Genomic DNA, 25,545 nt, shown 5'->3' on the forward strand with positions numbered 1-25,545 from the left:
AAGGGAAAAGGGGAAATAACAAACACCAATTACCCATTACCAATTACCAAACCCCAAACAACAAATGACTAATGACAAATGACAACTGACTAATGACAACTGACAAATGACAAACACAATGTGGACAGAAATTGATGCCCATATTAGCAGGGTAACTGGTGAAAAATTTCAGAGTCAGCAAAAGCGTTCCGTGAGTGGTGGGTGTATTAACCAAGGCTATGCTGTCTCTGATGATGAACGCACTTACTTTGTCAAGCTAAATCAAGCATCTCAAGTTGCCATGTTTGAGGCTGAAGCGCTGGGATTGGAGGAAATGCTGAATACAGCTAGTATTCGCGTTCCAAAACCCTTGTGCTGGGGTACGGCTGGCAATTCTGGCTACATTGTGTTGGAGTGGCTGGAAATGGGGGGAGGTAATACCAAATCTTGGCAAGAAATGGGGCTAAAGCTAGCAGCAATGCATCAAGCCACTAGCAGCCAAGGTTTTGGTTGGAAAATCAACAATACGATTGGTTCAACGCCCCAAATCAACACTTGGACAGCAGATTGGGCAGAATTTTATGGGAAACATCGCTTGGGTTATCAATTTCAGTTAGCGAGGCGACGAGGGGGGAGTTTTCCCAATCAAGAGAAGTTATTAGCCGCTATCCCCGAATTATTGGCAGATCATCAGGTAGAACCCGCCTTAGTACATGGCGATTTATGGGGAGGGAACGCTGGGTGTACAGTATCGGGTGAACCAGTGATATTTGATCCAGCAACTTATTTTGGCGATCGCGAAGTTGATATCGCCATGACAGAATTATTTGGTGGTTTCCCAGCAGCTTTTTATCAAGGTTATAACGAAGTCTTTCCTTTAGATGCAGGTTATGAGCAGAGAAAAACCCTCTATAACCTCTATCACATTATTAATCACTTCAATTTATTTGGTGGCGGTTATGCTTCTCAAGCCAATAGAATGATTGACAAAATTTTGCGTTAGAGTTGCATAATTTGTAAAAAGGTAGGGGCGTGACAGCTTATAAAACAATCAGCTTGGGTTAAGCTCATTAGTGATTGATTTGTTACTTATTAAAAAAGCCAGATCAATTGGGGGATTCTCCCCCAAACCCCCGATTGGGTGACGGTTGCGTCCCCCAAACCCCCTCCAAAATTATTGTTCTGTTTTCTTGTTGAGTAACTAGTTTTTTGGTTTTGTTATCAATTAATTTTCTTAACTGAACTGTATTTGCTTATAAAATTCTTTTACCCAAAGATACATCTCTATCTGGTTGAATTAAAACTACTTCGCCACCATCAAGAACTACGCCTAATACCAAAACTTCAGACATAAAATCTGCAATTTGGCGGGGTGGAAAGTTAGTTACAGCTAATATTAATTTGTTAATTAAATTCTCTGGTTGGTAAAGTTTAGTAATTTGGGCACTAGATTTTTTAATGCCCAAATCGCCAAAGTCTATCCAAAGTTTATAAGCAGGTTTTCGTGCTGCAGAAAAATCTGCAACTTGAATAACTTTACCAACACGAATTTCGACTTTTTCAAAGTCGTCATAGGTGATTTGTTTAGGTTTGTCATTTGTCATTTGTTATTTGTCAATTTCCAATGCCCCATGCCCTATGCCCTATGCCCTATTCCCCAATCACTTCCCTATCACCTTCACTAAGCCAATCCCACCAAAATAAAGTCCTAAAACTGCGCCAGCTAGCAAACTTTGGGTGAGGGGGTCAGTAGATGGTGTGAGGACAGCACCTAAAACTACTGCACCCATAATGACGTAACGCCAACCAGCAAACATTTGTTTAGAAGAAACAATTCCTAAAGCACCAAGTAATAGTTGAATAACAGGAATTTGAAATGCTAACCCGGTGCTAAATAGTAGCAACAAGACAAATTCAAAATACTTTTCAATTGACCAAAGTTGTTCTACTACATCTGCACCGTAGCTGATGAAAAACTTTAAAGCAGCAGGGATAAGTAGAAAATAGGCAAATACTAACCCTGCCACAAATAGCACGCTGGAACCTAAAACTACAGGCCCTAATAAGCGACGTTCGCGACGAGTTAAACCGGGCAGAACGAATTGGATAATTTGGTAAAGAATGAAGGGGGTAGAAAGTACTAAGCCGCTATAGGCTGCAACTTTCAGAGAAACAAAGAAATATTCCCCAGGCGCAAGTTGAAGAAATTTTACTCCCTGTGCGGGAACTTCTAACAGCTGAACAATCGGCCTGACGTATAAGAAACAGCCAAAAATACCTACTGCAACAGCAATTAGCGCATAGAAAATCCGCTGGCGTAACTCCTCTAAGTGGTCGAAAAAGGACATTTCGACTTCACCAGGTAAATCATCAAGCGGATCAGCCTCAGAATCGCTATCTACCTCTACGTCAATTTCGGTTGGAGTAGCAGCAGATATCTCTGGGTATTCTTCCGGTAAATCGGACTGAGTTTCTGTGTCTAAATTTTGTGGCGACATGGTTCAGCAATTAGGCAACATTTGCTAACTATTGTACTGGGGCATGGGGCATGGGGCATTGGGCATGGGGCATTGGGCATGGGGCATTGGGAATGGGTAATTGGTAATAAATATTTCTCCCCTGCTTCCTCATCCCCCTCATCCCCCTCATCCCCCTCATCGCCCAGTCCCCAGTCCCCAATCCCCATCACTTGCTAGGTAATTTCGGGTGTTCGCTGGAATATTGCGCGACTAGGGCAGAAATTTCTGGGTTGTATAGTCGTAAATAATTCCAGTAGTTGCCTAATACTTGACGGACGTAATTTCGGGTTTCGTCGAAGGGGATTTTTTCGACAAATTCATCGGGGTCTTGTGTGGGTAGGGTTTGCAGCCATTTGGCTACGTTACCGGGGCCAGCGTTGTAACTAGCGATCGCTAACAGGCTGTTGTTGCTATATTGCTGATGAGTATGATCCAAATACCAAGTCCCCAACATGATATTGTCGTTGGGATCTTCTAGCTTTAAGGTTTTGCCATCAACCTTGATTTGTGGGGCGATCCATTGGGCTGTGGAGGGTAATACCTGCATTAAGCCCATAGCGTTGGCTACGGATTTGGCGTTGGCTTCAAAGCGCGACTCTTGGCGAATCAAAGCAGTTACTAGCAAGGGATTGATTTGGCGTTCTTTTGACCACTTTTCAATCTCTTGGACATAGGGAAAGGGATAACGGGCTTGCCAGTAAGTGATCTGTTGGCTAAGAGTTTGATATTCGGCTTTTTCTTCGGGAATTTCTCGGTCTTCTAATTTAGAAATTGTGTCGATTCCTAATTTATTTTCGCCTCTGGCTAGTTGCATTAAGCCTTCGGTGAATTGTTCGGCTACTGTGGGTTGGTCTTTATTGACAAATTCGGTTTCCCATTGCAACCAAGCATCTCTATCTTGTCCTAACAAATACAATTCTTTGAAGGTTTCAGAACCGGCTGGGGGGACGGGACGCTGGGGTGGGACAACTTCGGGCTGCATTTGCCGCAGGTTATTAAAGTTACCGACATTTAGCCCTAAGACTGCTGCCGATCGCCAAGCATAATAAGAGTAAGGAAACTGGCTAATGACGTATTCATAAGCGGTTTTCGCTTCTTGCTGTTTCCCTAACTGAGTTGCCCATTTACCAACCCAAAAACCTGCTCTAGGAGCCAAAATACTGGTAGGGTTGTTGGTGGGAATTGGTTCTGCCCATTGCCATGCACCGATATAATCTTTAGCGTTGGCTTTTTCTTGGGCGATTTTCCAGCGATATTCGGCGGCTTCATCGGAATTTGCGTATTTGCCAATCAGTAATTGCCAGGCTTGGGCAGCTGATTTATTATCTTTGAGGGTTTGGTAGATTTTGGCTTTTTCTACTACTGCTTGACTGGCGACATTAGGAAATTTTGCGATCGCTTGGTCAAGATAAGGTAAGGCATCTTTACGAGTTTTCGCCATTTCTGCTAACCGCAGTAAGGCTGTGCCGCTTTCTGGGGCTTCGGGGAATTGTTGTACTAATTGTTTATAAGTTGCAATCGCTTTATCTCTTTCTTTACCTGCTACTTGCAAACCACGTCCAGCACGGTAAAGGCTGCGGGGTGTCTTGGGTGCTTTGGCGTAAGCTTTTGCGGCTTTCTCAAATTGATTGTTTGCCCAGTAGGCTGTACCAATAATTTCCCAATCTTCAGGTTTAAGAGTTGACTCCTTAGCTAAATCATCCAATACTCCCACGGTTCCAGGTTGGTCAGCTGCATATTGGGCTAACTTTAACTGCAATTGTGGCTGTTGGGGATTTTCGTCTAAGCGTTTGCGAATAATTTCCCAGGTTAAGGGATGAGTGGGAAATTGTGCGATCGCAATATCTTGTTGTTTTGGTTGGGCGATTAAATAGATGGCTTTGACTGTGGCTGCTGTTTTGGGATACTGTTTCAGCACTTTCTGCCGCAAGTCTGAGGCTTTGCCATCTTCACCCAGCAAATCTTGAGCTTGTGCCTGTTTCAGTAATATATAAGGGGCGAGAATAGGATATTCTTTTTCTAACCCTTGGAGTAAAACTAGGGCTTTTTTCCCTTGAGTTCTTTCAACATAGTCACTCGCCAATAAATAACGTGCCCGTTCTCGGTCTGGAGAACGCGAATTTTCGGCGATTTCTGCTAATTTTGCCGCCCGTTCTGGTAGAGATTTGGATACCAGGGGATAAACGGCTGATTTCGCTTTGCTAGCCTCTGATATTTGCTCAGTTTTCTCGTTGCCGTACTTTAGCCATTGCCCTACAGATTTTCCAAGCTGAGGTGCTGAAACCATTGCCCCGGCTAAGAAAGCGCAGAGTCCAGCACCGGCAATTACAGGAATTGGATTTTTTTTAAGCTGCTTCAGCATGAATACCCGCTGAAATTTTCAGATGAAGTCTTTGAAACTTTAACATTAGTAGCGGTCAGTGTTGCCACTTTTCCATTTTTGCTTTTTAATCTGATGCACAAAGCTGTAAAGCCTGTTAATGATAGGTTGATCCCGGATTGTCATGAGTTTTATCTCATCAGCGATCCCATCAAATCTATCTTTCAGTATAGGATAGGCTATTCTAATCGAAAATTTCGCAATTAAATACACTTAATAAAAGTTAAGTTTTATTCTTTGTTCACTCTCAATTTGCTGGTAGTGGGCGATTCTTTTTGCCTGGAGCCTATTTGATAAATTAAATCTCCAACTTTTGATTAATGTTGTATTCACCATAGAGTAGGCAAAGCAGACGCAATCATAAATCTCAGCCAATTTAATAGATAATAGCTATTGACCATATTTTGATTGAGAAAAATTCTCCTGGCTGGTGAGTAATTCTTGAGTAAAATTGCTATCTTAATATGTAGAAATAAATTGTTATTATTTTTAATAAAAATAGCTTCAGCTTTTGGTAAATTATTTGTTTTGAAAATTTTGATAGTCATCAATTAATGCAAATTAAATCAAAATTATCTCAGTAATTTTAGGAATAATTATCTATGAAATGCTGGTAAGTTTATAGATATACAATCTTTATTAAAATATTAAATAATGGTTAAGATTAGAGCTAGAACTAATCTTAATAATTATCAAAACAATCTCTCAAAATACTCATGGCTTTTACTCAGCGATAAGCCTATGGTCTCTTCTGTCATCGGGAATATACATAATTAAGAATGATATTAATCATTAAAATATTTCTTAGGTAAGAGACCAAGAACACGAGATTTGTTTTAATCTTCAATCTATATATAAACATAAAAAACATAAGATGCCTGTAATAAAATATCTGAATTTTTCAGATTTAGGTTGTGTTCTGCGGCAGAAAATTTATCTGTCCACAGAACAGTTAACTACCCAATTAAGAGGTGCTCTCGAAACAGGAAACTGTCGGCAGAAGAGATGGAAACAACCATTACAGTTGCCTTTGAAGCAGATTGAGGAGTTACTGCACTCCTAGTCCAGGTACTTTTAATAATTAGGAGCTGAGACTGTGACTTGGGAAGCAAAGGTAAATACCCCTGCCGCCAAAATTTTCTTGGCTGACAACGGTACAGAAATGCGCCGCTTGCAGCAGCTGTTAAGCCAACGGTATGAGGTGCAGGTAGGAGAGGGACTAGATACCTTAAGTACAATCCAACAACAGCCGCTTCCTGACTTAGTCATCGCGGATGTGATGCTAGCAGGAAGCAATGAATGGGAGTGGATGCGATCGCTGCGTTCCCATCCCCAAACGCAAGATTTAACTGTCTTTTTGTTATCAGCAAAGGCTGAGGAAGAGATTTGTACAGCAGCATTAGCGGCTGGTGCTGATGATTATCTCAGCCAGCCATTTTCTGATTCTCAATTATTGGCAAGGATTGAAGTCAATTTGAAGATGCGTCAAGTGCGCCAGGCTACTTTACTGCACCAACAAGAATTAATAGATGAGCTAGCAGCCACCAAACAGCAAGTTACCAACATTTTAGAAAGCATGACCGATGCTTTCTATGCCTTAGATTGTAATTGGTGTATTACCTACATTAACCGAGGCGGAGAGTCTGTCATAGGTAAGCCTCGCCATGAATTATTGGGTAAAAATCTCTGGGAGTTGTGCCCAGTATTAGTTAATACAGAAGTTTACCAGCAATATCATAGATGTCTCGCCGCCAGAGAGGCGATTCACTTTGAATTTTATTATCAACCTTGTGACTGCTGGTACGATATCCATGTTTATCCCTCTGAGCAGGGAATAACGTCATATTTTCACAATATTAGCGACAAGCAAGTAGCGCTACGCGATCGCCAGCAAGCCGAAGCTGCGCTCAAAATCCAAGAACGGAAATACCGTTACATTTTTGAAGCCGCAGGTGTAGCAATTTTTGAAGAAGATTTTTCCCTCGTCAAAACAGCATTAGATACTTTAAAAGCCCAAGGTATTGAAGATTTTGCCACCTTCTTTGCGGAAAATCCTGATGTTGTGCAACAGTTAATTGGCACAGTGAGAATTGTGAATGCCAATAACGCCGCCGTCAAAATGTTTGGCGCTGAAGGCAAAAATCAACTGTTGGGTTCCCTGCACCGAATATTTGTCCCAGAAACAGTAGAAATATTTGTTCAAGAACTTTTGGTATTAGTTGCTGGGCAAAACTATTTGGAATCAGAAACAATTCTCCAAACCCTGCAAGGAAAGCAACTCAATATCTTATTTACAATTACCTTTCCGCCACCAACTGCTGAATTTGACAGTGTGTTAGTGACGATGATGGATATCACCGCACACAGACAAGCAGAAGCAGCAGTACGCGCTAGCGAAGAACGGCTGCGGAGTTTTTTTGAAGCGAATTTAGTGGGAATTATTTTTGGCGATGAAAACGGTAGTATCCGAGAAGCCAATGATGAGTTTTTAAGAATTATTGGTTATAGTCGCACCGATTTGCAAACTGGACAACTGCGGTGGGTTGATATTACACCACCAGAATACTTTGATTGTGATGAATTAGGAATTGCCGAAGCTCATGTTAAGGGAGCCTGTACTCCCTATGAAAAAGAATTTATTCGTAAAGATGGTTCCCGAGTGCCTGTGGTTGTAGGGTATTCCTTACTACGGGAATCACGTCAGCAGTCAGTGGCGTTTATTTTGGATATTAGTAGCCGTAAACAAACGGAAAGAGCTCTACACCAAAGCGAAGCGAGATTTCAGGCGTTTATGGATAACAGCCCAGCTGCCGCTTGGATTACTGATAGTAAAGGCAGGATAGTTTACCTAAGCCCTACTTACAGTAGCACATTCAAATTATTAACCAACGATGCGATCGGTAGAAGTATTTTCGACCTCTACCCGGTAGAAATTGCAGAAAAATTTCTGAAAAACATTCAAAAGGTAGCCCAGACAAATGAAGTAGTAGAAGCAATTGAGCTAGCCCCCTTGCCAGATGGCTCAACTGGCGACTTTTTAGTATATAAATTTCCCATTGCCGATCCCTCTGGGCAACGTTTAGTGGGAGGAGTCGCAGTTGATATTACTGAACGCGAACGGGCACTACGAGAACGCCAAAAAGCAGAACAAGCACTACAAAAGCATAGCGATCGCCTAAAACTACTCTCAGAAACAGCCAGCGATTTGCTCTCTACTGAGCATCCTCTAGAGTTGATGAGCGATTTATTCGCCAAACTCTCAGCGCAGATGGAATTACAGTTTTACTTCAACTATTTAATTGATACCCAAGAAAATCGGCAAAAACTGCGGTTGAAGTCGTGGAGTGGGATTGATGAGGAAATATTGCCATTGATTGAATCGCTAGAATTTGGGGAAGCAGTTTGTGGATTAGCAGCCCAAACGCGCCGACAAATTATTGTTAACAATGTGCAGCATTCTACCCATCCCAATACTCAAATACTCTGCACATTGAAAATTACAGCTTATGCAGCCCAACCGTTAATTGCGCGCGGTAAGTTACTCGGTGTACTGTCTTTTGGCAGTAGCACTCGCACTCAGTTTACCCCAGAAGAGATAGCGCTGTTGCAAGCCACTTCCGACCAGATTGCGATCGCGCTAGAACGTGCTGAACTGATGGCTTCATTACAGCAGCAAACAGAGCAATTAATTCAAGCTAACCGCGTCAAGGATGAATTTTTAGCAGTTCTCTCCCACGAACTACGTACACCACTCAACCCTATCTTGGGGTGGTCGCAATTACTGCGAACTCAAAAGTATGATGAAGCCACTACAGCCCGGGCTTTAGAAACTATTGAACGTAATGCCAAGCTGCAAACTGAACTGATAGAAGATTTACTAGATGTTTCTCGCATTCTCCAAGGCAAGCTGAGTCTAAATATTACTCAAGTTGATTTAGCAGCAACCATCAACGCTGCGATTGAAACTGTGCGACTAGCAGCAGAAGCCAAATGCATTCAGCTACAGGTTTCAGTGCAACCAAATATGGCTCCTGTGGTTGGTGATTCGGCGCGCTTACAACAAGTCGTCTGGAATTTAGTATCTAACGCCGTTAAGTTCACCCCCAAACATGGACAGATAGAAATTGCTGTAGAATACCAAGCTTCTCAAGTGCAGTTGCAGGTGCGGGATACAGGTAAAGGCATTAGCCCAGAATTTTTACCTTATGTGTTTGACTACTTCCGCCAAGCCGATGGCACCAGTACCCGGAAATTTGGCGGCTTAGGATTGGGGTTAGCTATTGTCCGTCACTTAGTAGAGTTACATGGAGGCACAGTCAAAGCCGAAAGTGCCGGAGAAGGGCAAGGGGCAACCTTTACCGTCACCCTGCCAATCATCCAGCTAAATTTAGCCAGCAATTGCAGCGATCCAGCAATCAACTTCTCGCCAGACTTGCAGGGTGTAAAAGTTCTCGTAGTTGATGATGAAGTTGATACCCGAGAATTAATTAGCTTCATTTTGGAAGAATCGGGAGCAGAAGTCATGCAAGCGCGATCGGCTTTGGAAGCGTTACAGGCTTTAACCCACTTTCAGCCCCATGTGTTATTAAGCGACATTGGAATGCCAGATATGGATGGTTATATGCTGATTCGGCAACTCAGATCCATGCCATCAGAAATAGGCAGACAAATTCCTGCGATCGCCCTGACAGCCTATGCCGGAGAAATCAACCAACAACAAGCCCTTTCCGCCGGTTTTCAAACCCACATTACCAAGCCCATCAACCCATCAGACTTAGCAGCCACAATTGCTCAAGCTGTAGGGCGGAATCAGTGGCGGAGTTGTTGAGGGGTTGGGGATTGGGGACTGGGGAAAGGTAAAGGGGGAAAGGGAAAAGGAGATAAATACCATTACCATGCCCAATGCCCAATGCCCCATGCCCCATGCCCCATAAAAATTTCACCTTTTCGCCAATTCTGGAGTTCTTCCTTTTAACCCAATCATCAATTTGAGAACGTTGATTTTGAGGATTGGGACTCGGCGCATAATCCATAAGCCTAGGCGACGCACTAACAACACGGGGAGGAAGTTATTAGAAAACATCCGATCTAATAAATCGGTGAAACCTAAAATTGTCAGGTTTTCTCGTTGTCGCCAGCGTTCGTAGCGTTTGAGTACCTGAATTTTGCCAATATCTTCGCCAGAGGCGTTGGCTTTCTGGATGACTTGGGCTAAGGCGGCGACATCACGAACCCCGAGATTTAAACCTTGTCCGCCTACAGGATGGCAATTGTGGGCTGCATCACCAACTAAAGCCAATCGGGGTAAGACATAGCGATCGCTTTGCATGAGTTGCACTTGAAAAATAAAGCGATCGCCTAATAGTTTCAATTTACCCATGTGATTGCCAAAGCGACGGCTAAGTTCTGCTAAAAATTGCTCGTCATCTAATTCACATAAGGCTTTAGCTTCGGCGTGGGGGGCTGTCCACACAATGCGGCAACGGTTCCCCGGTAAAGGTAAAATCGCGAATGGCCCGCTAGTCCAGAATTTCTCGTAAGCAGTATTATTGTGGGGTTTTTCTGGTTGAACAAAGGCGACGATACAAGATTGCCAATATTTCCAGCCGTGAGTTTTAATTTGCGCGGCTTGGCGAATTGGCGATCGCGATCCATCTGCGGCTACCACTAATTTACTGCGAACTGTGCGGATTTCTTCGGCTACCTTAATCTCTATAGCTACTATGTCCTTTTGGTACTCTGTTCTTAGTACCTCTGCCGGACATATATAAGTTACATTCGCACAATCTCGCACAAATTCTTGCAACGGCTGTAACAGCGCTTGGTGTTCTGCTACATAACCTAACTCTGGTGTACCTAAATCTGCTGTTTCAAATTCCACTACTTCTGAAAAATCAGCATCAGATAGGCGTACACGCTGATATTTAGCGATTTGAGGCAACATCTTGTCCCAAATCCCAATTCCCTGGTAAATCAGCGCCGAAAGCATGTGAATTGCGTAGGCTTGACCTTTAGCAACTGCGGCTGACGCTACTTTCGCTTCCACCAGCAGTATACTCAAGCCAGAATCTTTTAAAGCAGAGGCTAGGGTTAATCCAATAATCCCGCCGCCTACAATTACCAAATCATAGTCGTATCCCCGTTTGTCTGTGGATATTTGGGGAGGGGTGAGAGTTTGCGGCATTGTTAAGACAAGTTACAGCATCTTAACTATTATTCTTACGCGATCGCGTGGTCTAGAGCAAGTTATACCATTTTAGATTTTAGATTAATTAGATGTTCCACATTTAACTTGCATATATTGGGCGGGCAAGATGCCTACCCCACAAGAAATATATAATTTCAGATTATGCAAACTAGATGTGGTTTAGCTTACCAATGCTCTAAATCAGAGCTACAGATAATTCTCCCCCTGCTCCCTGCCCCTTTAACCCTTCCCCTCTTTCCCCTTCCCCTTCTTCATGCATCTGTTTAAACAAGAAAAAACCTCGCTAATGACTAACGCGGTAGCGAGGTTTAATATTCTGAATTTTGAGCGAAGATAAATAAAGAAAAAATTGGACACAAAGCAACTATAAATATTGGGTAATTGTTCCAATATTTCTGAAATCAACTCTTTAAAAAAGTAATAATTTACTTTTTGTTAATTTTTGTGCTTGTATGTTTCTTTAGATGGTGGTTGAGATGTTTATGCTTCAAAGATTTACCACTTTTAGTTTTAGAACTTACCAGATGATGAGTGGTATTTTGAGTGGCAGCTTCAGCTTGAAAACTTGGCGCAGCAATAGCTACAGGGGTAGCAATTACTAAAGCAAACAATACACCTTTAACGAATTTATTCATGGTAGCTGGAGATTTCCTTGATTCAAATCTGAACAATTTAACTATCCCAAAGGTATATGACTTTGTCTTGTTATTCCTATGAATTTTTGATGTAATTTGTTTGATAAAAAAAACTTATTTACATTATGGATTTACTAGTTTCTCACAATTTGCTTATGGCATAATTTCATATATTGTGTTGGCTTTTACCTAGACATAAAAAAATCTCATTAATTACGATGGATTCTGGAAATAGAAAACTCAGTAAAATTTATCTTCATGTTTAATAACAATGCACCAAAATTTAGCAACATGAGAATTGTCCTCTGATTGAGACTTCTGTAAATCTATCTGTCGCAATCATTTTTTTAATTGGTATCAAAAAGTTGCGATCTGCTGTAATTACTCAATCCAGAACACAAAAAAACCCGCTGCCAGAGGCACCAGGTCTAAATGGTATAGTGTGTAGTTACGGGAAAATCAAAAATTAATATATATCTGCTATCAAACTTCAAGATTAGCTTTAACAGTTTCTTGCTAAAGTCTGCTGCGTAGGAGCCTCAAATGACTTGGTCTTAAACAAGCTTGTGAGTAGCAGCTAAGGCTGAAGCGAGAAATTAAGTTCAAGCTAACGCCTCTCTCTGAGATGTTAATCTCATTCAATAACAGACAATATTAGTATGACAAAATACTGTGCCAATATCTTGTAATTTATATGAATTTTATATGTAGATTTTTATATTATTCTCTGAAGAAATTGTTTTTGCCGATAGCTATGTGACTACGTTTCCCGCAAATGCTATGTCTGGCTATGATTTTATTTATAGAAAAATTTTATACAATTATACCTTCCTTTTTGCTCGACAATAAAAATTACAGCATTTTTAACTTTGAATTCGATTTGAGGAAAAGCTTGCAGGGTAAGGGTTAAATGTTTTTTCTGGGATTTCTCCTTTTTTCCTTATCTTGGCATCAAGCATTGTGTGTTCTCTGTTCTCTTAGAGGTTGTTCATTACTCTGGTGACACTGTTTTAATAGCCATAGCAAATTTTATCTACTAGGTAATACTCTGAGCAAAAAAATCTTGACTAGGGCTGGAAGTGCGAAAACGGCTACAGGATTAGACAAATTTGGTGATGATTCATATATATATGAACAATCAAAGCATCCCATAGCCTTATGTCAAAAGTTTGCAATTTCTATGAAATTTGTATGTCTATTTTTAGCAATGTGATTTAGACAACAAATTAATAAATATTTAACTAAACCATACTCAAAGCCATCAGGTTTTCTGCCATTTCAAAATTAGATGTGACATTTTGTACATCATCCAAACCTTCTAAAGTATCAATTAATTTCAGAAGCGATCGCGCTTGATCGGAATCTGTCACTTCTACAGAATTACTAGGAATCCAGCGCAATTCCGCATCAGTTACTTTAAAGCCTTGATCTTTGAGGGTTTTGTTAAGAGTCTCTAAATTTTCTACTGCACTAAAAACTTCCGCCATTTCGTCCTCAGCCATTTCGTAAGACTCAGCCCCACCTTCTAAGGATGCTTCTAAAAGCTGTTCCTCATCAACTATGCCTTGGACTATACAAACGCCTTTTTGGTCAAACATCCAGCTAACACAACCAGTTTCACCAAGATTGCCACCATTTTTACTAAAAGCCACACGTAAATCCGCAGCAGTACGATTACGATTATCTGTGAGGGCTTCAATTAAAATTGCTACACCACCGGGGCCGTAACCTTCATAGCGAATCGCCTCAAAACTAGAGTTATCACCGCCAAATGTCCCCGCACCCTTAGCGATCGCCCGTTCAATATTATCATTAGGAATACCAGCCGCCTTGGCCTTATCAATCGCAGTCCGCAGTTGAAAATTCCCTGCTGGATCTGGAATACCGCTTCTAACCGCCACAATAATCGCCCGTGAAAGCTGAGTGAAGGTTTTACCCTTTTTGGCATCCACAACCGCCTTCTGACGCTTAATATTTGCCCATTTACTATGTCCCGCCATAACCTAAATTTATCTAGACTCTATCTCCAGATTAAGATATAGCCGGGCATGGGGGATTGGGGGATGAGGGAGATGAGGGAGATGAGGGAGATGAGGGAGATGAGGGAGATGAGGGAGATGAGGGAGATGAGGGGGATGAGGGAGATGAGGAAGTAAGGGGAGAAATTTTCATTACTCATTACTCATTACTCATTACTCATTACTCATTACTCATTACCCAATCCCCAATCCCTAACTTAAGATGATTGTGCAATCTGGGAATAAGGTGTAAAAAGTTGAGGCGATCGCTTTTGATAGTTGATGATTAATCAAGGCTATGTATAACTTTTTTTCGCCTCCTCGCCTTCCCCAGCGACACAGCAAGATATTTTCTCGCCACCTCAAACGCTGGTTGCTGTTGATGCTTGTAGGCGTATTAGTTGTCACAGGATGTCAAGTGATCCAAAGGCGAGTCGCAGATGCACAGGTGGTTCATATAACCTTATGGCAAGGGGTAAATCCACCACCAAATCGAGATGTATTGCAAAAACTGGTAGATAAATTTAACCAAACCCATCCCACAATTCAAGTAGAGTCGCTGTATGTGGGACAGCAGGATCAGCAAATGCCAAAAATTTTGGCGGCTGTAGTAGGTAATGCACCTCCTGATTTATTGTGGTACAACCCAACCATTGCTGGTCAATTAGTAGAACTTGATGCTTTAACTCCTTTGGATGAATTGCTAGAAAATTCCCCGATTAAAGACGAAATTGACCCCACATTATTTACATCAATGGAATATGAGGGCAAGATTTGGTCAGTTCCCTTTGCGACAAATAATGTTGGCGTTTTTTATCGTCCCAGTTTGTTCAAAGCTGCAGGAATTGAAAAATTACCCCGAACTTGGCAAGAGTTAAGACAAGTAGCTAAGAAATTAACTCACGATACCAATGGTGATGGGCAAATTGATAGTTATGGGATGCTGCTACCTTTGGGGAAAGGCGAATTTACTGTATTTACCTGGTTACCCTTTATGTGGAGTGGCGGCGGTGAATTGATTGGTGGAGAATCCCAGCAAGCCGCAAGTGTAAATTTAAAAGATAATCAAGGTGCGATCGCAGCTTTGCAATTTTGGCACGATTTAATTGCCGATGGTTCCGCTATGCTATCCGAACCAGAACGGGGTTATGAAATTAATGCCTTGGTTAGCGGTAAAGTTGCTATGCAAGTTACAGGCCCGTGGAGTTTGGGAGAATTCCAACAAAGTGGTGTAGATTTTGGAGTTTTTCCTATTCCCATTCAACAAAATCCTGCCACTAGTATTGGTGGTGAAAATTTGTTCCTGTTTAAAACCACTCCCCAACGACAAGCAGCCGCCTTTAAGTTTGCTGAGTATGCGGTTAGTGAAGCATTTCAAACAGAACTAGCCTTAGGCACTGGCTATTTACCTGTCAATTTAAAATCCCGCAAAAGTGCTAAATATCAAACATTTACTGGGAAATTCCCGCAACTTAAGGTATTTTTAGACCAAGCAAAATATGGGCGATCGCGTCCTATTTTTCCCAATTACACCAGGATTTCTGATAATCTAGGTCGGGCAATTGAATCTGTATTGTTAGGTAAAAATTCTCCAACAGCAGCCCTAAATATTACCCAGCAACGTTTAGATTTAATTTTTAAATGATACAAAACTGGGGTGTAGTGATACAGATAAGATATAGGACTCGTATTTAATTTTTGCAATTATGTCAGGACTTACGCAAGCAAAATTTGTCATTGCGACCGGAACGAAGTGTAGGGAAGCAATCCCAGAATTTCAGGCGATTACGTCGCTGCGCTCGTAATGACGTAATTAAGTGACTTTTGCGTAAGTCTTATATGTGCGTAATGCGTAAGATGCGTTAGCGATAGCGTAACGCATCTCTGGTCTAAATTTTCGTGCGTTACTGGTAATTGAGATTTTTTCATAACTCGAATCCTCTTCCTATATAATCCCAATTTTTTTACAGTTTTTCACAACTTCTTTGTAATTAAAATATCTTTTTTTTCTTTAATTTCATAGTAATTATTGGCAATACCAATTGTTGTTATTTAAAGCCTCTTAATGACAGAGGTTTTAAAAGTTTTGGCTGTCAAAAATTTTCTTATCTTTGAGGAAAAATTACTTATGCCCCTTGAGTATACTAATCAAAAATCATTAACTGATAACGGGCTAAATGTCACTCCTATCTCCTCAGTAGATACTTTTAATCCTCGAGATAACTACAGCTTAAACAACAGTAGCCGTAGTAGTTTTGACGCAACAATTAATAGTAACGATACTTTTAATACCCAAAGTTATGACTCTGCTACAGGCTATGGTCTGGTAAATGCGTCAGCAGCAGTTGCTAAAGCTATTGGTCAAAATACCTTTGCTGATGTTCCTGATGTTGGTGGCGAAAATTGGGGTGATGACTTTGTCAAAGCACCAGAAGCCTGGGCGAGAGGATATACAGGTCAAGGCGTTGTAGTTGCTGTTCTAGATACTGGGGTTGACTACAACCATATAGATTTAAGAAATAATATTTGGACTAATACTCGAGAAATTGCTGGTAATGGCATAGATGATGATGGCGATGGCTACATTGATGATATTCACGGTTGGAACTTTATAGAAAGCACCAATGAAGTCATCGATAGAAATGGTCATGGTACTCATGTTTCTGGCACCATTGCTGGAGAAAACAATGGTGTTGGTGTGACTGGCGTTGCCTATAATGCCAAAATTATGCCTGTAAAAGTTCTTAATGATGCTGGTTCAGGTTCGGTTAGCTCTATCGCTAATGGTATTTACTATGCTGTCAATCAAGGAGCAAATGTAATTAATCTCAGCCTTGGAAGCAATTTTCCTAACAGCACCCTAGCATCAGCCATAGAATATGCCAGCAAAAAAGGGGTCGTTGTGGTGATGGCTGCTGGTAATAATGGTCTACCCGTCATATCTTACCCCGGCAGCTATGCTGACCAGTGGGGACTAGCAGTTGGAGCTGTAGATCAGAACAATAAAATTGCTGACTTTTCTAACCAACCAGGAATCTCTCAACTCGCCTACGTCACAGCACCAGGAGTAAATATCTACTCATCACTACCTGGCGATCAGTATGGTTATTATAGTGGTACTTCAATGGCAACTCCCCACGTTGCTGGAGTAGTAGCGTTAATGCTGAGTGCTAATCCTCTGCTAACAGATGCTCAAGTCCGGCAAATTCTCACACAGACTGCAGGTAATAATAGCTCAGATCCCAACCTTGGCTTCGGTGCTGGTTCCGTTCTTAGTCAGTTCATTGCAGATATAGCAGCTAATAGTACACAACTGTCTACTTCTAGCTTTAATATTAGTCCCCTCAATGATAATCATCTCTCTGATTTCAGCTTGAATATTACCTCTGAGGCTGAAAGCAATTATAATTTTCAGGCTGCTAACTGGTCACAATTGCGATACTATGAGAGCGATTTCAATAGCAGCAGTTACAACAGCTTGAAAGATCAGCCAAAAAATGATGATGAGCCAGCAACCGATATAGAAAAAATTCTGCGACAATTCCAAGAACAAGTGGATGAATTGCGGAAATGGTTCGTTAACATTTAGCCTACAGCAAACGCTACTGTCCAGCTCCCCGACTTTTTGAGAAAGTCGGGAGCTAAATCTCGGTCAACCGCCCCACCCACAAGGGGATGGGGCTTGTAACTAACCGAAAGAATCGGCTGAAACGTATGGCATATTGACTGATGCCTGCTCCTCTGTCCCTTCTCTTGCAAAGTTCAGATCGGAGGAAACCTCCGCTCCGACTTTGCGCTGGGTAGAGGAGAGAATGTAATCATCCCTGACATTTTTTGCAGCATTGAGATCCGCGTGTGTCCGATGTCCACAGTTTTTGCAATGGAATCTAGACTTGTGGCGGTTCGTCCTGCGAATGTGCTTGCAGATATTGCATTTCTGGGAAGTGTAACGAGGGTCTTGATGAACTACTCGCTTACCCAGTGCTTCTGCCTTGTAAGTCAAGAATTGCTCTTGTTGGTAAAAAGCCCAACTGCCCAACCATTTATTCATTTTCTTGCCCCTTCGCTGTGTGCGAATGCTGGACAAATCCTCTAGCACAAAGACCGCTATTCCTGGTTGGTTGGCTAACTTTTTACTTACACAATGATTCGTATCCTTCATGAACCGCTTCTCACGACCAGACATCGCTTTTAAACGACGCTTGGCACTGCGAGTGCCTTTTTGTTGGAGTTTGCGACGATTGTATAAGTAACGTCTTTGCACTTTTCTAATTTTAGAAGAACTAAAAAATTGACCATTTGAGGTTACAGCTTGATGGTACAAACCTCGGTCAATTCCTTGAATCTGTCCTTCTATTTGTTGCGGGTCTTCTGTCTCAAAAACCAGTCTCACCCAAAATTGATTAGTGTTTTTGGTATAAGTGACAGTTGCCCCACAAAACTCCCAAGTCTCAAAAACCTCCTTGAAATAATCAGGCACATCAAGAATTAAGGTAACTCGCTTACCAATACAACTAAGAGTTAATTGTTTTCCTCTCAGCGTCATGGTGCGCTTATCATACCTTAATCCTGATGTTGGTTTTTTCTTGGGAAAGCTCTTAAACTTGGTTGCCTTAATTGCTTCAAGTGCATTATCTCTGACTGTTTGCAACAAAGCAGAAGGCACACTTGGATACTGAACCCTTAACAGGTGATACAGTTCGTTGTGTGCCTTATTTTTGTTGTAGGTACTGTTAGCGATAGCCCAATCAACGTGTGCGTTAAATATTTCTGCACACTGATTCATCAGAGGCAAAAGCCTTTCTGCTGGTAAGTCAACTGGGATACTAACAGTCCGTTTCATTATGCTGTCTGCCTTTCTTGTTCGATTTCAACAAAAAACTGAGAAGCGACTTGCAAATCTATTAGCTCTGGATTATCTCTGTATTGTCCAAACAGAAACCCAATAGCCAATCTTTCATCCTCTGAGTTCAGTCCATCTTCTTGTAGTTGTCTAAAAATTCGATTCATTGCAACTAGATGGTCTTGAGACTGAGATTGCGAGAAGGTTAGTGCAGGTTTTTTATATTTACGGATGAGTAAATTTGTCTGATAGTCTTTCGCCCATTGCAGTATTTGCTCTACAGCATTATCTGGCAATTCTACAGACTTCAAGAAATTCTTTTCTTGAAACTCTTTTTGACCATCAACTCTTACTTTGTGCCAAGTTCTAACTAATATTCTCATTTCACTCTCCTTCGTATTCTTCTGCCCAAGCGTCAAAATCAAAATTGGATTCACAGATACCAGTTTCAGATCCTTCGGTATCAGGAGTCCAATCGTTTCCATCCCACTTATCTCTACATTCTTCAAAGTGAGTGGTATTGACCCCTACCCATTTCTCGCATTCTTGATTCAAATTGGTATAAGCACACCAGCCTTTCAAAGTGCAGTACTCAAAATCTTTACTATGCGATCGCTTACGTATCCATAAATGAAAGCCATCGACAGATAAATTTCCCCATTTTATCGATTTTTGTATAAAAATTTACATTTATAAATTTTATTTTGATAAATTTTAAGTTTAAGTATCAAAAATATTATTTATTTAAGTAAAAATACCCTAATAAAACCTTATTCCTAATTTAAATTAATACATCAGTTATTTTTGACGAATTTATTAGTGTTCCAATACTACTCGGTTAAGCGTTGTGAACTCAAAATTGATGTTGGGGAAAAGGTTAAAGGTTAAGGGTTAAAGGTTTTTTCTTTTCCTTTTTCCATTCCCCTTGTTACCCGTGATATTTACTGAATACTATTGTTAATTTAAGACTTTGGGTATCAAGTATAAATATTGATTGCCGAATTTTAACATAGAAATAGCGCCATATTTTGGCTTAATTATTATCTACAAATAACGAAAATATACTGATAAATAATCATATTTTTATTTAAAAATGGGCAGGTATACCCAGGCTATTTTGTATTACTACAGCGCAGAATCAAATCAATTCTGTCTTTTTTTCCTGATGAAACCTTTAGCTAGCAAGGTCTTCAAGGGGGTAATTTAGCCCAATAATATAGGTATATTTATGCCTTCTGACAATGCAGGTAATACATTAAATACAGCTTTAGGTTTTAATCTTAATTCCGGCACCCAAAGCTTCACCGATTGGGTGGGAGTTGGAGATAATAACGATTACTATGGTTTGAATTTTACTAGTCGCAGTGCCTTAAGTCTTTGCCTCAATAATTTGACTGCCGATGCGAATTTAGAACTACTCAACAGTAGTGGTGAATTGATTGCTATTTCGGCAAATTCCAACAGTATATCTGAATCAATTAATAGTATTCTGGATGCTGGAAGTTATTACATTCGAGTTTACCAAGGTACTAATAATTCTGAGACTAATTACAGTCTTTCTGTATCAACTCAAAATCATCAAACAGACTTAGTGTGGCGCAACTCTGCTACAGGGCAAAATGCCTTGTGGTACATGAATAATGATACACTTCTCAACGGCGTGTTCTTTAATGGTGTGGCCGATACTAGTTGGAAAATTGAGGGAAGTGGTGATTTCAATAATGACGGTCATTCAGATATTGTGTGGCGTAACTCTGCTAACGGGCAAAATGCCTTGTGGTATATGAATGGCGAACAACTCCTCAGCGGTGTGTTCTTTAATAGCGTTTCTGATACTAACTGGAAAATTCAGGGAACGGCTGATTTTAATAATGATGGTTACTCAGACATCGTGTGGCGCAATTCTGCTACAGGGCAAAATGCTTTGTGGTACATGAAGGGCGATCAACTTCTCAACGGTGTGTTCTTTAATAGCGTTACTGATACTAACTGGAAAATTGAAGGAACGGGTGATTTCAATAAGGATGGCTATTCAGACATCGTGTGGCGCAATTCTGCTACAGGGCAAAATGCCTTGTGGTATATGAAGAGCGATCAACTTCTTAACGGTGTATTCTTTAATAGCGTTACTGATACTAGCTGGAAAATTGAGGGAACGGCTGATTTCAATAATGATGGTTACTCAGACATCGTATGGCGTAACTCTGCTAATGGGCAAAATGCCTTATGGTACATGAGTAGCGCTCAACTCCTCAACGGTGTATTCTTTGATGGCGTTTCCGATGCTAACTGGCAAATTACTGGCGTTAGTACTAACTGGAGCGAACCAACTGCTATTGATATTGCTGGTAATACCACTGCTAATGCTTTTAAGATGGGTACAGTGAGTGGTAGTGGTAATTTCCGCGATCGCCTCAGTGCTGTTGACTTGAATGATTATTATGAGTTCAACTTATCGACTTATAGCGACTTTAACCTCTCACTGAACGAATTAACTGCAGATGCTAATGTGCAACTGCTTAACAGTAATGGAGCAGTGATTCAAACTAGCTCTAATGCTGGCTCGACAGCAGAATCTATGAGCCTGAAATTAGGTGCGGGTAACTATTATATTCAAGTTTATCAATCGGGTAGTACTGCCACTAACTATAATTTGACTGTTTCTGCTACTCCTTCAACAGATCCAGGTAATTCTTTAGGTAATGCTGAAGTAGAAAACTCAGCCGTTTTCTCGCGGAGTGAACAAGTCAGTGCTACAGATATTAATGATTTTTACCGTTTTAGTGTGAATCAGTCTGGTGTGTTTACAGCCAATTTAACTGGTTTAACTAGCGATGCTGATGTTCGCTTAATTAAAGATATTAATGGCAGTGGTGCGATTGATACTGCTCAACTCTACAACTCTACAACTGGAGTTTTAGATACTGGAGAGATTCTCGCTTGGCAATGGGAACGTGGTACTATTAGCGAATCTATTCGTCGGTTTCTGGATGCAGGTAATTATTATCTGCAAGTGATGAGCTATAACAATCAAACTGCTAACTATAATCTCAGCACGGACTTTACCCCTACTGCTAGCGATAATTTGAGTTTTTCTCTTAGTCCTTCCTTTGGTAGCAACATCAACGCCACTGCACAAGCTACGATTCAAAAGGCAATTAACTTCTGGAAGGGTGCGATCGCTTATAGCAGTTTCAATACTGCTCAAACTTTTGCATTAACAGTTGTTGAAGACACTTCCATCACTGGCAGTACTTTAGCTCAAGGTAACTATTTAACCACAGCCACAGATGCTAAAGGTCATATCATACCGACTTCTGGGAAATTAACACTCAGTAGTGGCTATCTCAATACCTTAAATACGGTTGCTAATTATACTCCAGATATAATTATTCACGAGATTGGTCACGCTTTAGGACTTGTCGGCTTACTCAACAGTTCAGCTGTTGATCCAGCTACGGGAACTTATAAAGCCAATACTTATGCAGGCTGGGTTTATGGGGAATTAAGAGGAACATTTAGCCAAACAGCCATCCCCATGACAACGGGTATCGGCGAAGGTTCTGACTATATCCATTGGAAAGAGGAAGTCTTTGGTAGCGAAACCATGACTCATATCACCAAAGGCGCAACCTCGTCCTTTAGCCAATTGTCTCTAGCGGCGCTGCGAGATATTGGTTGGAATGTTAACTTTGGTGCAGCCCAACCTTATAGTTTGCCTTTAGGTGGAACTCCAAGTTCCCTGGCTAACGTGGTTTATAACTATAACAACGGCAATGTCGTAGCCGCAGGGACTAGTTTCACAGGCGGATATTATTCCTATGTCGTCAATAGCGAATTTACTGACCAACTCCACCGCATTCAACTAGGTGGTACAGGTACGATATCAGCAACTCTCGATAACTTGACTGCGAATGCAGATATGAGGTTAATTTACGATGCCAATAATAATGGCTTGATTGATACAGGAGAAGTCATCGCCACTTCTGCTAATACTGGTACCACATCAGAATCGTTTAATCTCTCTAATCTAGCTGCAGGTAATTACTATATCGATGTTTATGCCACCAACTATCTAGATTCTCTTGGCAACAAGCTGTCAGTGGATAGTAGTTACAAGTTGAATTTTAACAAGATAGCATCAGCATAAAGCTGTAAGATATTTGGTTAAGGGGAAAAGGGGAAAGGGTAATCAAACCTTTCCCCTTTTTACCAAATACAAGGAATATCAAAACTTAGCCAAAACCTATTGAATTCTCATCCAATACAACTCGGTTAAGCGTTTTGAATACAAAATTAGTTACGGTAAAAAGGTTAAAGGTTAAAAGTTTTTCTTTCCCTTTTCCCATTACCCTTTTTACCCTTAACCGACAATTATTAATTCTCATCCTACCTCACAGAAAAGGCCTCGCTAAAGCGTCGGGTTACTGGTTCCATAATGAATGTTAAAACCGACTTTTTACGAGTGACAATTTCACCATTAGCAGCCATCCCTGGGGTAAATGCAACTTCTTGACCCCGGACAGTAATTGAATGTTTATTGAGTTTAATTCTGGTGGGGAATACTAAACCTAATTTTTCATCAGTAACTGCATTGGGGCTAACTTGCACCACTTCACCTTCAATCACACCAAATTCTTGAAAGGGAAAAGTTGCCATTTTTACCTTTGCCTTCATCCCCTCGCGGATAAATCCGATATCGCGGTTGAGGACTTTGACTTCTAATAACATCTCTTCACCTTCTGGCAAAATTGAAAGTAACTCTTCACCAACTTGTACTGGCCCTTTAGTGGCTTTAATTTTGTAAATTGTGCCTGCAAAGGGGGCTTTAATTGTTTCATCGTCTTCTTGCTTTTTAGCTTGTTCTAATTGCCCAGCAACATTGGTGAGTTCTTCTTTGCGCTTGTTAATTTGGGAGAGAATTTCACTTTGGCGTTCTGAAGCTAAACGCTGTGCTTGATTGCGTGCGGCTTGATAAGCTTCTTCGGCTTGGCGAATTTCTTGGGCTTGGGCGGCGATATCTTTTTCTAAGGATGTAACTCTATCTTGTGCCTCGATAATTTTATTTTGAGCGTTAGTTACTTCATCTTTAGACCTGGTAATTTCTGTAGTAGCCCGATTTAATCTTTCTTGCGCCTCTAGGTAATCAACTCTGGGTACAGCACCAGGAGTCATCAAAGTGCGTAGGCTTTGTTCTCGTTTTTGCGCGATCGCCAAATTATTTTCTGTTTTCAAACTGATAGTTTTCGCGTTAATTAAGTTAGTTTTGGCATTACCTAAACTAGTTTTGGCATTAACGAGGTTTTCTTGTAACCGATTGAGTCGCACTTTAGCCTGAGCCATAATTGCTTGCTGGCGATTGGCTTCCGCTTCCGCAGTTGCTTGACGCGCTTGGAAGTCTGTAAGCCGCGAGTTTAACAACTCATCTTGGATTTTTGTCCCAGTACTTTTAACTCCCACACGTTCAGCATCCAAACGCTGTAAGTCTTCTTGAATCAACTGAGTAGACTTAGCCAGGCGATTCACATCACTTTGTTGTAAATCTGGATCGCGTTGAATTAAAACTTGATCCTTATTAACGCGATCGCCTTCTCTAACTTTAATTTTAATAATTGTGCCACCACCTAAAGAGGTGATGGGCCTGACTTGTGTAGATGCAATTAATTCCCCTGACGCGATCGCTACTTCATCAATTTCCGAGAAATGTGCCCATGCGATCGCCCCAAATACAATCAGGCTAACCGTTCCCGCCAACAATCTAGTGTATAACGGTGGCAATTCCTGTACTGCCTTACCCAATTCATAAGACAATTGTTCATCTGGTTTAGCAAATCGCTCTTTTGTCTGACGCGCTTGAGTAGCATTCGCAACTAGGGAATATTTCATAGAAGTTTTGTTATTTGTCCTTTGTCATTGGGAATGGGGCATTGGGCATGGGGCAAGGGGTAAACTTGGTAATTGGTAATGGGATTTGTCGTTTATTGTTTCTCCCACCCTGCGGGAAGCCGCAAAGCGTCTACATCTCCCTCATCTCCCTCATCCCCAATCCCTTATTCCTCAAACAGCTAAATAGCGCCGCACAAAATTTTCTAAAGTTTCCAATTGAAAGTTAAAAATCTTTTCTAAATTGGTTATTTCGTCTTTTGTGCAGAAAAATTCATTGGCGAGTAAAGTCCGATAGGTTCCCAAAGCTTGTTGTGTTTGGGGATTAAATAAACCCAAAGCACTGCGTAATCCATCAATAGCAAATAGGGGCGCATTAATTACTATTGGCTGTTTGTTGAAGATGCGACCAAAAATTTGCGGGATATCACCACGGGTTAAAATCTCAGGCCCTCCTACTGCTAAAGTTTGGTTACGAGCGCCTTCCACTGTCAAAGAATCGACCGCTATTTTAGCTAAATCATCTGTACTGACAATCGAAGTCCGATTTTTGGGATCGCCAATTAGCAGATACAACCCTGTTTCACGAAACCGTTCTGCTAATGGTAGCAAGTTTGATGCTAATCCGGCCGGACGTAAAATAGTGTAGTTCACGCCACTAGCTTCTAGATATTTCTCTACAGCGCGTTTAGCTTTGAACACAGGCGCATCTTCATAGCCTCTGTCAGCACCCAATACGGAAATCAAAACAAAATGCTTGACTCCATTAGCTTTTGCTTGGTCAATTAGCTCAATATTGGCGCGGTAGTCTAAGGATAAAGCATCACTACCGGAACCGTGAGCGCTGATAATATAGTCAACACCTTTACAAGCTTGTTGAATATCCTTATCTTGCCGTAAATCACCAATGAAGATTTCGGCTCCTCGGTGTTCTAATTCGCTGTAACGAGAACTCAGACGCACAAATGCTCGCACTGATTTCTCTTGTTGGCGTAATAGTCGCACGACTCTGCGACCAATTCCCCCGGTGGCTCCAGTGACTAGAATCATAGAATGACCTTATATCAATATTTGCAGTTT

19 protein-coding genes are annotated in these 25,545 nt (G+C 41.1%); 7 read left to right on the top strand and 12 right to left on the bottom strand.

Annotated elements, in window-relative coordinates:
• Positions 1-118: 118 nt before the first annotated feature.
• Positions 119-982 carry a fructosamine kinase family protein gene (locus HGR01_RS31285; protein WP_045868352.1) on the top strand — a complete coding sequence of 288 codons (864 nt, stop codon included), beginning with the start codon at positions 119-121 and terminating at the stop codon, positions 980-982.
• A 250-nt stretch (positions 983-1,232) separates the two neighbouring features.
• Here the strand turns inward: HGR01_RS31285 and HGR01_RS31290 are convergent, their stop codons facing one another.
• From HGR01_RS31290 to HGR01_RS31305, 4 genes are read right to left on the bottom strand one after another with little or no spacing between them, the layout of a single operon-like run.
• Positions 1,233-1,583: a tRNA-binding protein gene (locus HGR01_RS31290; protein WP_045868351.1), complete on the bottom strand. Its 351-nt coding sequence runs from the start codon at positions 1,581-1,583 to the stop codon at positions 1,233-1,235.
• 57 nt (positions 1,584-1,640) lie between these two features.
• A complete protein-coding gene (tatC, locus tag HGR01_RS31295) occupies positions 1,641-2,477 on the bottom strand; it encodes a twin-arginine translocase subunit TatC (RefSeq protein ID WP_045868350.1) in 837 nt (278 codons plus the stop codon).
• A complete protein-coding gene (locus HGR01_RS31300) occupies positions 2,459-2,665 on the bottom strand; it encodes a hypothetical protein (RefSeq protein ID WP_155538998.1) in 207 nt (68 codons plus the stop codon). Before HGR01_RS31300 ends, tatC begins: the two co-directional genes overlap by 19 nt.
• Positions 2,665-4,860 carry a transglycosylase SLT domain-containing protein gene (locus HGR01_RS31305; RefSeq protein ID WP_045868349.1) on the bottom strand — a complete coding sequence of 732 codons (2,196 nt, stop codon included), beginning with the start codon at positions 4,858-4,860 and terminating at the stop codon, positions 2,665-2,667. Before HGR01_RS31305 ends, HGR01_RS31300 begins: the two co-directional genes overlap by 1 nt.
• 892 nt (positions 4,861-5,752) lie before the next feature.
• Between HGR01_RS31305 and HGR01_RS31310 the strand changes: the two genes are divergently transcribed.
• Positions 5,753-5,941, top strand: a complete 189-nt coding sequence (locus HGR01_RS31310) for a hypothetical protein (protein WP_155538996.1) — start codon at positions 5,753-5,755, stop codon at positions 5,939-5,941.
• A 33-nt stretch (positions 5,942-5,974) separates the two neighbouring features.
• Positions 5,975-9,706, top strand: coding sequence for a PAS domain S-box protein (locus HGR01_RS31315; protein ID WP_052335067.1), 3,732 nt, complete (start codon positions 5,975-5,977; stop codon positions 9,704-9,706).
• Positions 9,707-9,817: 111 nt separating this feature from the next.
• Here the strand turns inward: HGR01_RS31315 and HGR01_RS31320 are convergent, their stop codons facing one another.
• The 3 genes from HGR01_RS31320 to HGR01_RS31330 all read right to left on the bottom strand — a co-directional run bounded on the left by HGR01_RS31320 (position 9,818) and on the right by HGR01_RS31330 (position 13,721).
• Positions 9,818-11,062 (bottom strand): FAD-dependent hydroxylase, encoded by a 1,245-nt coding sequence (locus tag HGR01_RS31320; protein ID WP_045868346.1) that lies wholly within the window; start codon positions 11,060-11,062, stop codon positions 9,818-9,820.
• 449 nt (positions 11,063-11,511) lie between these two features.
• Positions 11,512-11,721, bottom strand: coding sequence for a hypothetical protein (locus HGR01_RS31325; RefSeq protein WP_045868345.1), 210 nt, complete (start codon positions 11,719-11,721; stop codon positions 11,512-11,514).
• 1,241 nt (positions 11,722-12,962) lie between these two features.
• Positions 12,963-13,721 (bottom strand): YebC/PmpR family DNA-binding transcriptional regulator, encoded by a 759-nt coding sequence (locus HGR01_RS31330; protein WP_045868344.1) that lies wholly within the window; start codon positions 13,719-13,721, stop codon positions 12,963-12,965.
• A 56-nt stretch (positions 13,722-13,777) separates the two neighbouring features.
• On the opposite strand from HGR01_RS31330, the gene HGR01_RS31335 reads away from it, so the two are divergent.
• The 3 genes from HGR01_RS31335 (at position 13,778) to HGR01_RS31345 (ending at position 17,328) form a co-directional block, all read left to right on the top strand.
• Positions 13,778-13,966, top strand: a complete 189-nt coding sequence (locus tag HGR01_RS31335; protein WP_045868343.1) for a hypothetical protein — start codon at positions 13,778-13,780, stop codon at positions 13,964-13,966.
• 155 nt (positions 13,967-14,121) lie between these two features.
• Complete coding sequence (locus tag HGR01_RS31340; RefSeq protein WP_369792168.1) at positions 14,122-15,384, top strand: ABC transporter substrate-binding protein; 1,263 nt, start codon at positions 14,122-14,124, stop codon at positions 15,382-15,384.
• 483 nt (positions 15,385-15,867) lie between these two features.
• Positions 15,868-17,328 (top strand): S8 family serine peptidase, encoded by a 1,461-nt coding sequence (locus HGR01_RS31345; protein WP_045868903.1) that lies wholly within the window; start codon positions 15,868-15,870, stop codon positions 17,326-17,328.
• A gap of 99 nt (positions 17,329-17,427) precedes the next feature.
• Here HGR01_RS31345 and HGR01_RS31350 read toward each other — a convergent pair whose 3' ends face one another.
• Genes HGR01_RS31350 through HGR01_RS31360 form a run of 3 tightly spaced genes read right to left on the bottom strand, consistent with a single transcriptional unit; the run spans position 17,428 to position 19,164 of the window.
• Entirely contained in the window at positions 17,428-18,582 is a 1,155-nt protein-coding gene (locus HGR01_RS31350) for an RNA-guided endonuclease InsQ/TnpB family protein (protein WP_071989345.1), read from the bottom strand.
• The gene (locus tag HGR01_RS31355) at positions 18,582-18,965 is read right to left on the bottom strand and encodes a hypothetical protein (RefSeq protein ID WP_045868341.1); all 384 of its coding nucleotides are present in this window, start codon (positions 18,963-18,965) and stop codon (positions 18,582-18,584) included. The genes HGR01_RS31350 and HGR01_RS31355 overlap by 1 nt, the downstream gene beginning before the upstream one ends.
• A gap of 1 nt (position 18,966) precedes the next feature.
• Positions 18,967-19,164, bottom strand: coding sequence for a hypothetical protein (locus HGR01_RS31360; RefSeq protein WP_045868340.1), 198 nt, complete (start codon positions 19,162-19,164; stop codon positions 18,967-18,969).
• A 646-nt stretch (positions 19,165-19,810) separates the two neighbouring features.
• Between HGR01_RS31360 and HGR01_RS31365 the strand changes: the two genes are divergently transcribed.
• On the top strand, positions 19,811-22,732 hold the full coding sequence (locus tag HGR01_RS31365) for a pre-peptidase C-terminal domain-containing protein (protein WP_052335066.1): 2,922 nt from the start codon (positions 19,811-19,813) through the stop codon (positions 22,730-22,732).
• A 239-nt stretch (positions 22,733-22,971) separates the two neighbouring features.
• Here HGR01_RS31365 and HGR01_RS31370 read toward each other — a convergent pair whose 3' ends face one another.
• Positions 22,972-24,468: an HlyD family efflux transporter periplasmic adaptor subunit gene (locus HGR01_RS31370; RefSeq protein ID WP_045868339.1), complete on the bottom strand. Its 1,497-nt coding sequence runs from the start codon at positions 24,466-24,468 to the stop codon at positions 22,972-22,974.
• 171 nt (positions 24,469-24,639) lie between these two features.
• Entirely contained in the window at positions 24,640-25,515 is an 876-nt protein-coding gene (locus HGR01_RS31375) for an SDR family oxidoreductase (protein ID WP_045868338.1), read from the bottom strand.
• Between the last annotated feature and the right edge of the window lie 30 nt (positions 25,516-25,545).

Source organism: Tolypothrix sp. PCC 7712 (assembly GCF_025860405.1).
Classification (GTDB): Bacteria; Cyanobacteriota; Cyanobacteriia; order Cyanobacteriales; family Nostocaceae; genus Aulosira; species Aulosira diplosiphon.

Coding starts and splice junctions, on each gene's coding strand:
- HGR01_RS31285 (WP_045868352.1), top strand. CDS start 119: ATGTGGACAGAAATTGATGCCCATATTAGCAGGGTAACTGGTGAAAAA.
- HGR01_RS31290 (WP_045868351.1), bottom strand. CDS start 1,583: ATGACAAATGACAAACCTAAACAAATCACCTATGACGACTTTGAAAAA.
- tatC (WP_045868350.1), bottom strand. CDS start 2,477: ATGTCGCCACAAAATTTAGACACAGAAACTCAGTCCGATTTACCGGAA.
- HGR01_RS31300 (WP_155538998.1), bottom strand. CDS start 2,665: ATGGGGATTGGGGACTGGGGACTGGGCGATGAGGGGGATGAGGGGGAT.
- HGR01_RS31305 (WP_045868349.1), bottom strand. CDS start 4,860: ATGCTGAAGCAGCTTAAAAAAAATCCAATTCCTGTAATTGCCGGTGCT.
- HGR01_RS31310 (WP_155538996.1), top strand. CDS start 5,753: ATGCCTGTAATAAAATATCTGAATTTTTCAGATTTAGGTTGTGTTCTG.
- HGR01_RS31320 (WP_045868346.1), bottom strand. CDS start 11,062: ATGCCGCAAACTCTCACCCCTCCCCAAATATCCACAGACAAACGGGGA.
- HGR01_RS31325 (WP_045868345.1), bottom strand. CDS start 11,721: ATGAATAAATTCGTTAAAGGTGTATTGTTTGCTTTAGTAATTGCTACC.
- HGR01_RS31330 (WP_045868344.1), bottom strand. CDS start 13,721: ATGGCGGGACATAGTAAATGGGCAAATATTAAGCGTCAGAAGGCGGTT.
- HGR01_RS31340 (WP_369792168.1), top strand. CDS start 14,122: ATGCTTGTAGGCGTATTAGTTGTCACAGGATGTCAAGTGATCCAAAGG.
- HGR01_RS31345 (WP_045868903.1), top strand. CDS start 15,868: ATGCCCCTTGAGTATACTAATCAAAAATCATTAACTGATAACGGGCTA.
- HGR01_RS31350 (WP_071989345.1), bottom strand. CDS start 18,582: ATGAAACGGACTGTTAGTATCCCAGTTGACTTACCAGCAGAAAGGCTT.
- HGR01_RS31355 (WP_045868341.1), bottom strand. CDS start 18,965: ATGAGAATATTAGTTAGAACTTGGCACAAAGTAAGAGTTGATGGTCAA.
- HGR01_RS31365 (WP_052335066.1), top strand. CDS start 19,811: ATGCCTTCTGACAATGCAGGTAATACATTAAATACAGCTTTAGGTTTT.
- HGR01_RS31370 (WP_045868339.1), bottom strand. CDS start 24,468: ATGAAATATTCCCTAGTTGCGAATGCTACTCAAGCGCGTCAGACAAAA.
- HGR01_RS31375 (WP_045868338.1), bottom strand. CDS start 25,515: ATGATTCTAGTCACTGGAGCCACCGGGGGAATTGGTCGCAGAGTCGTG.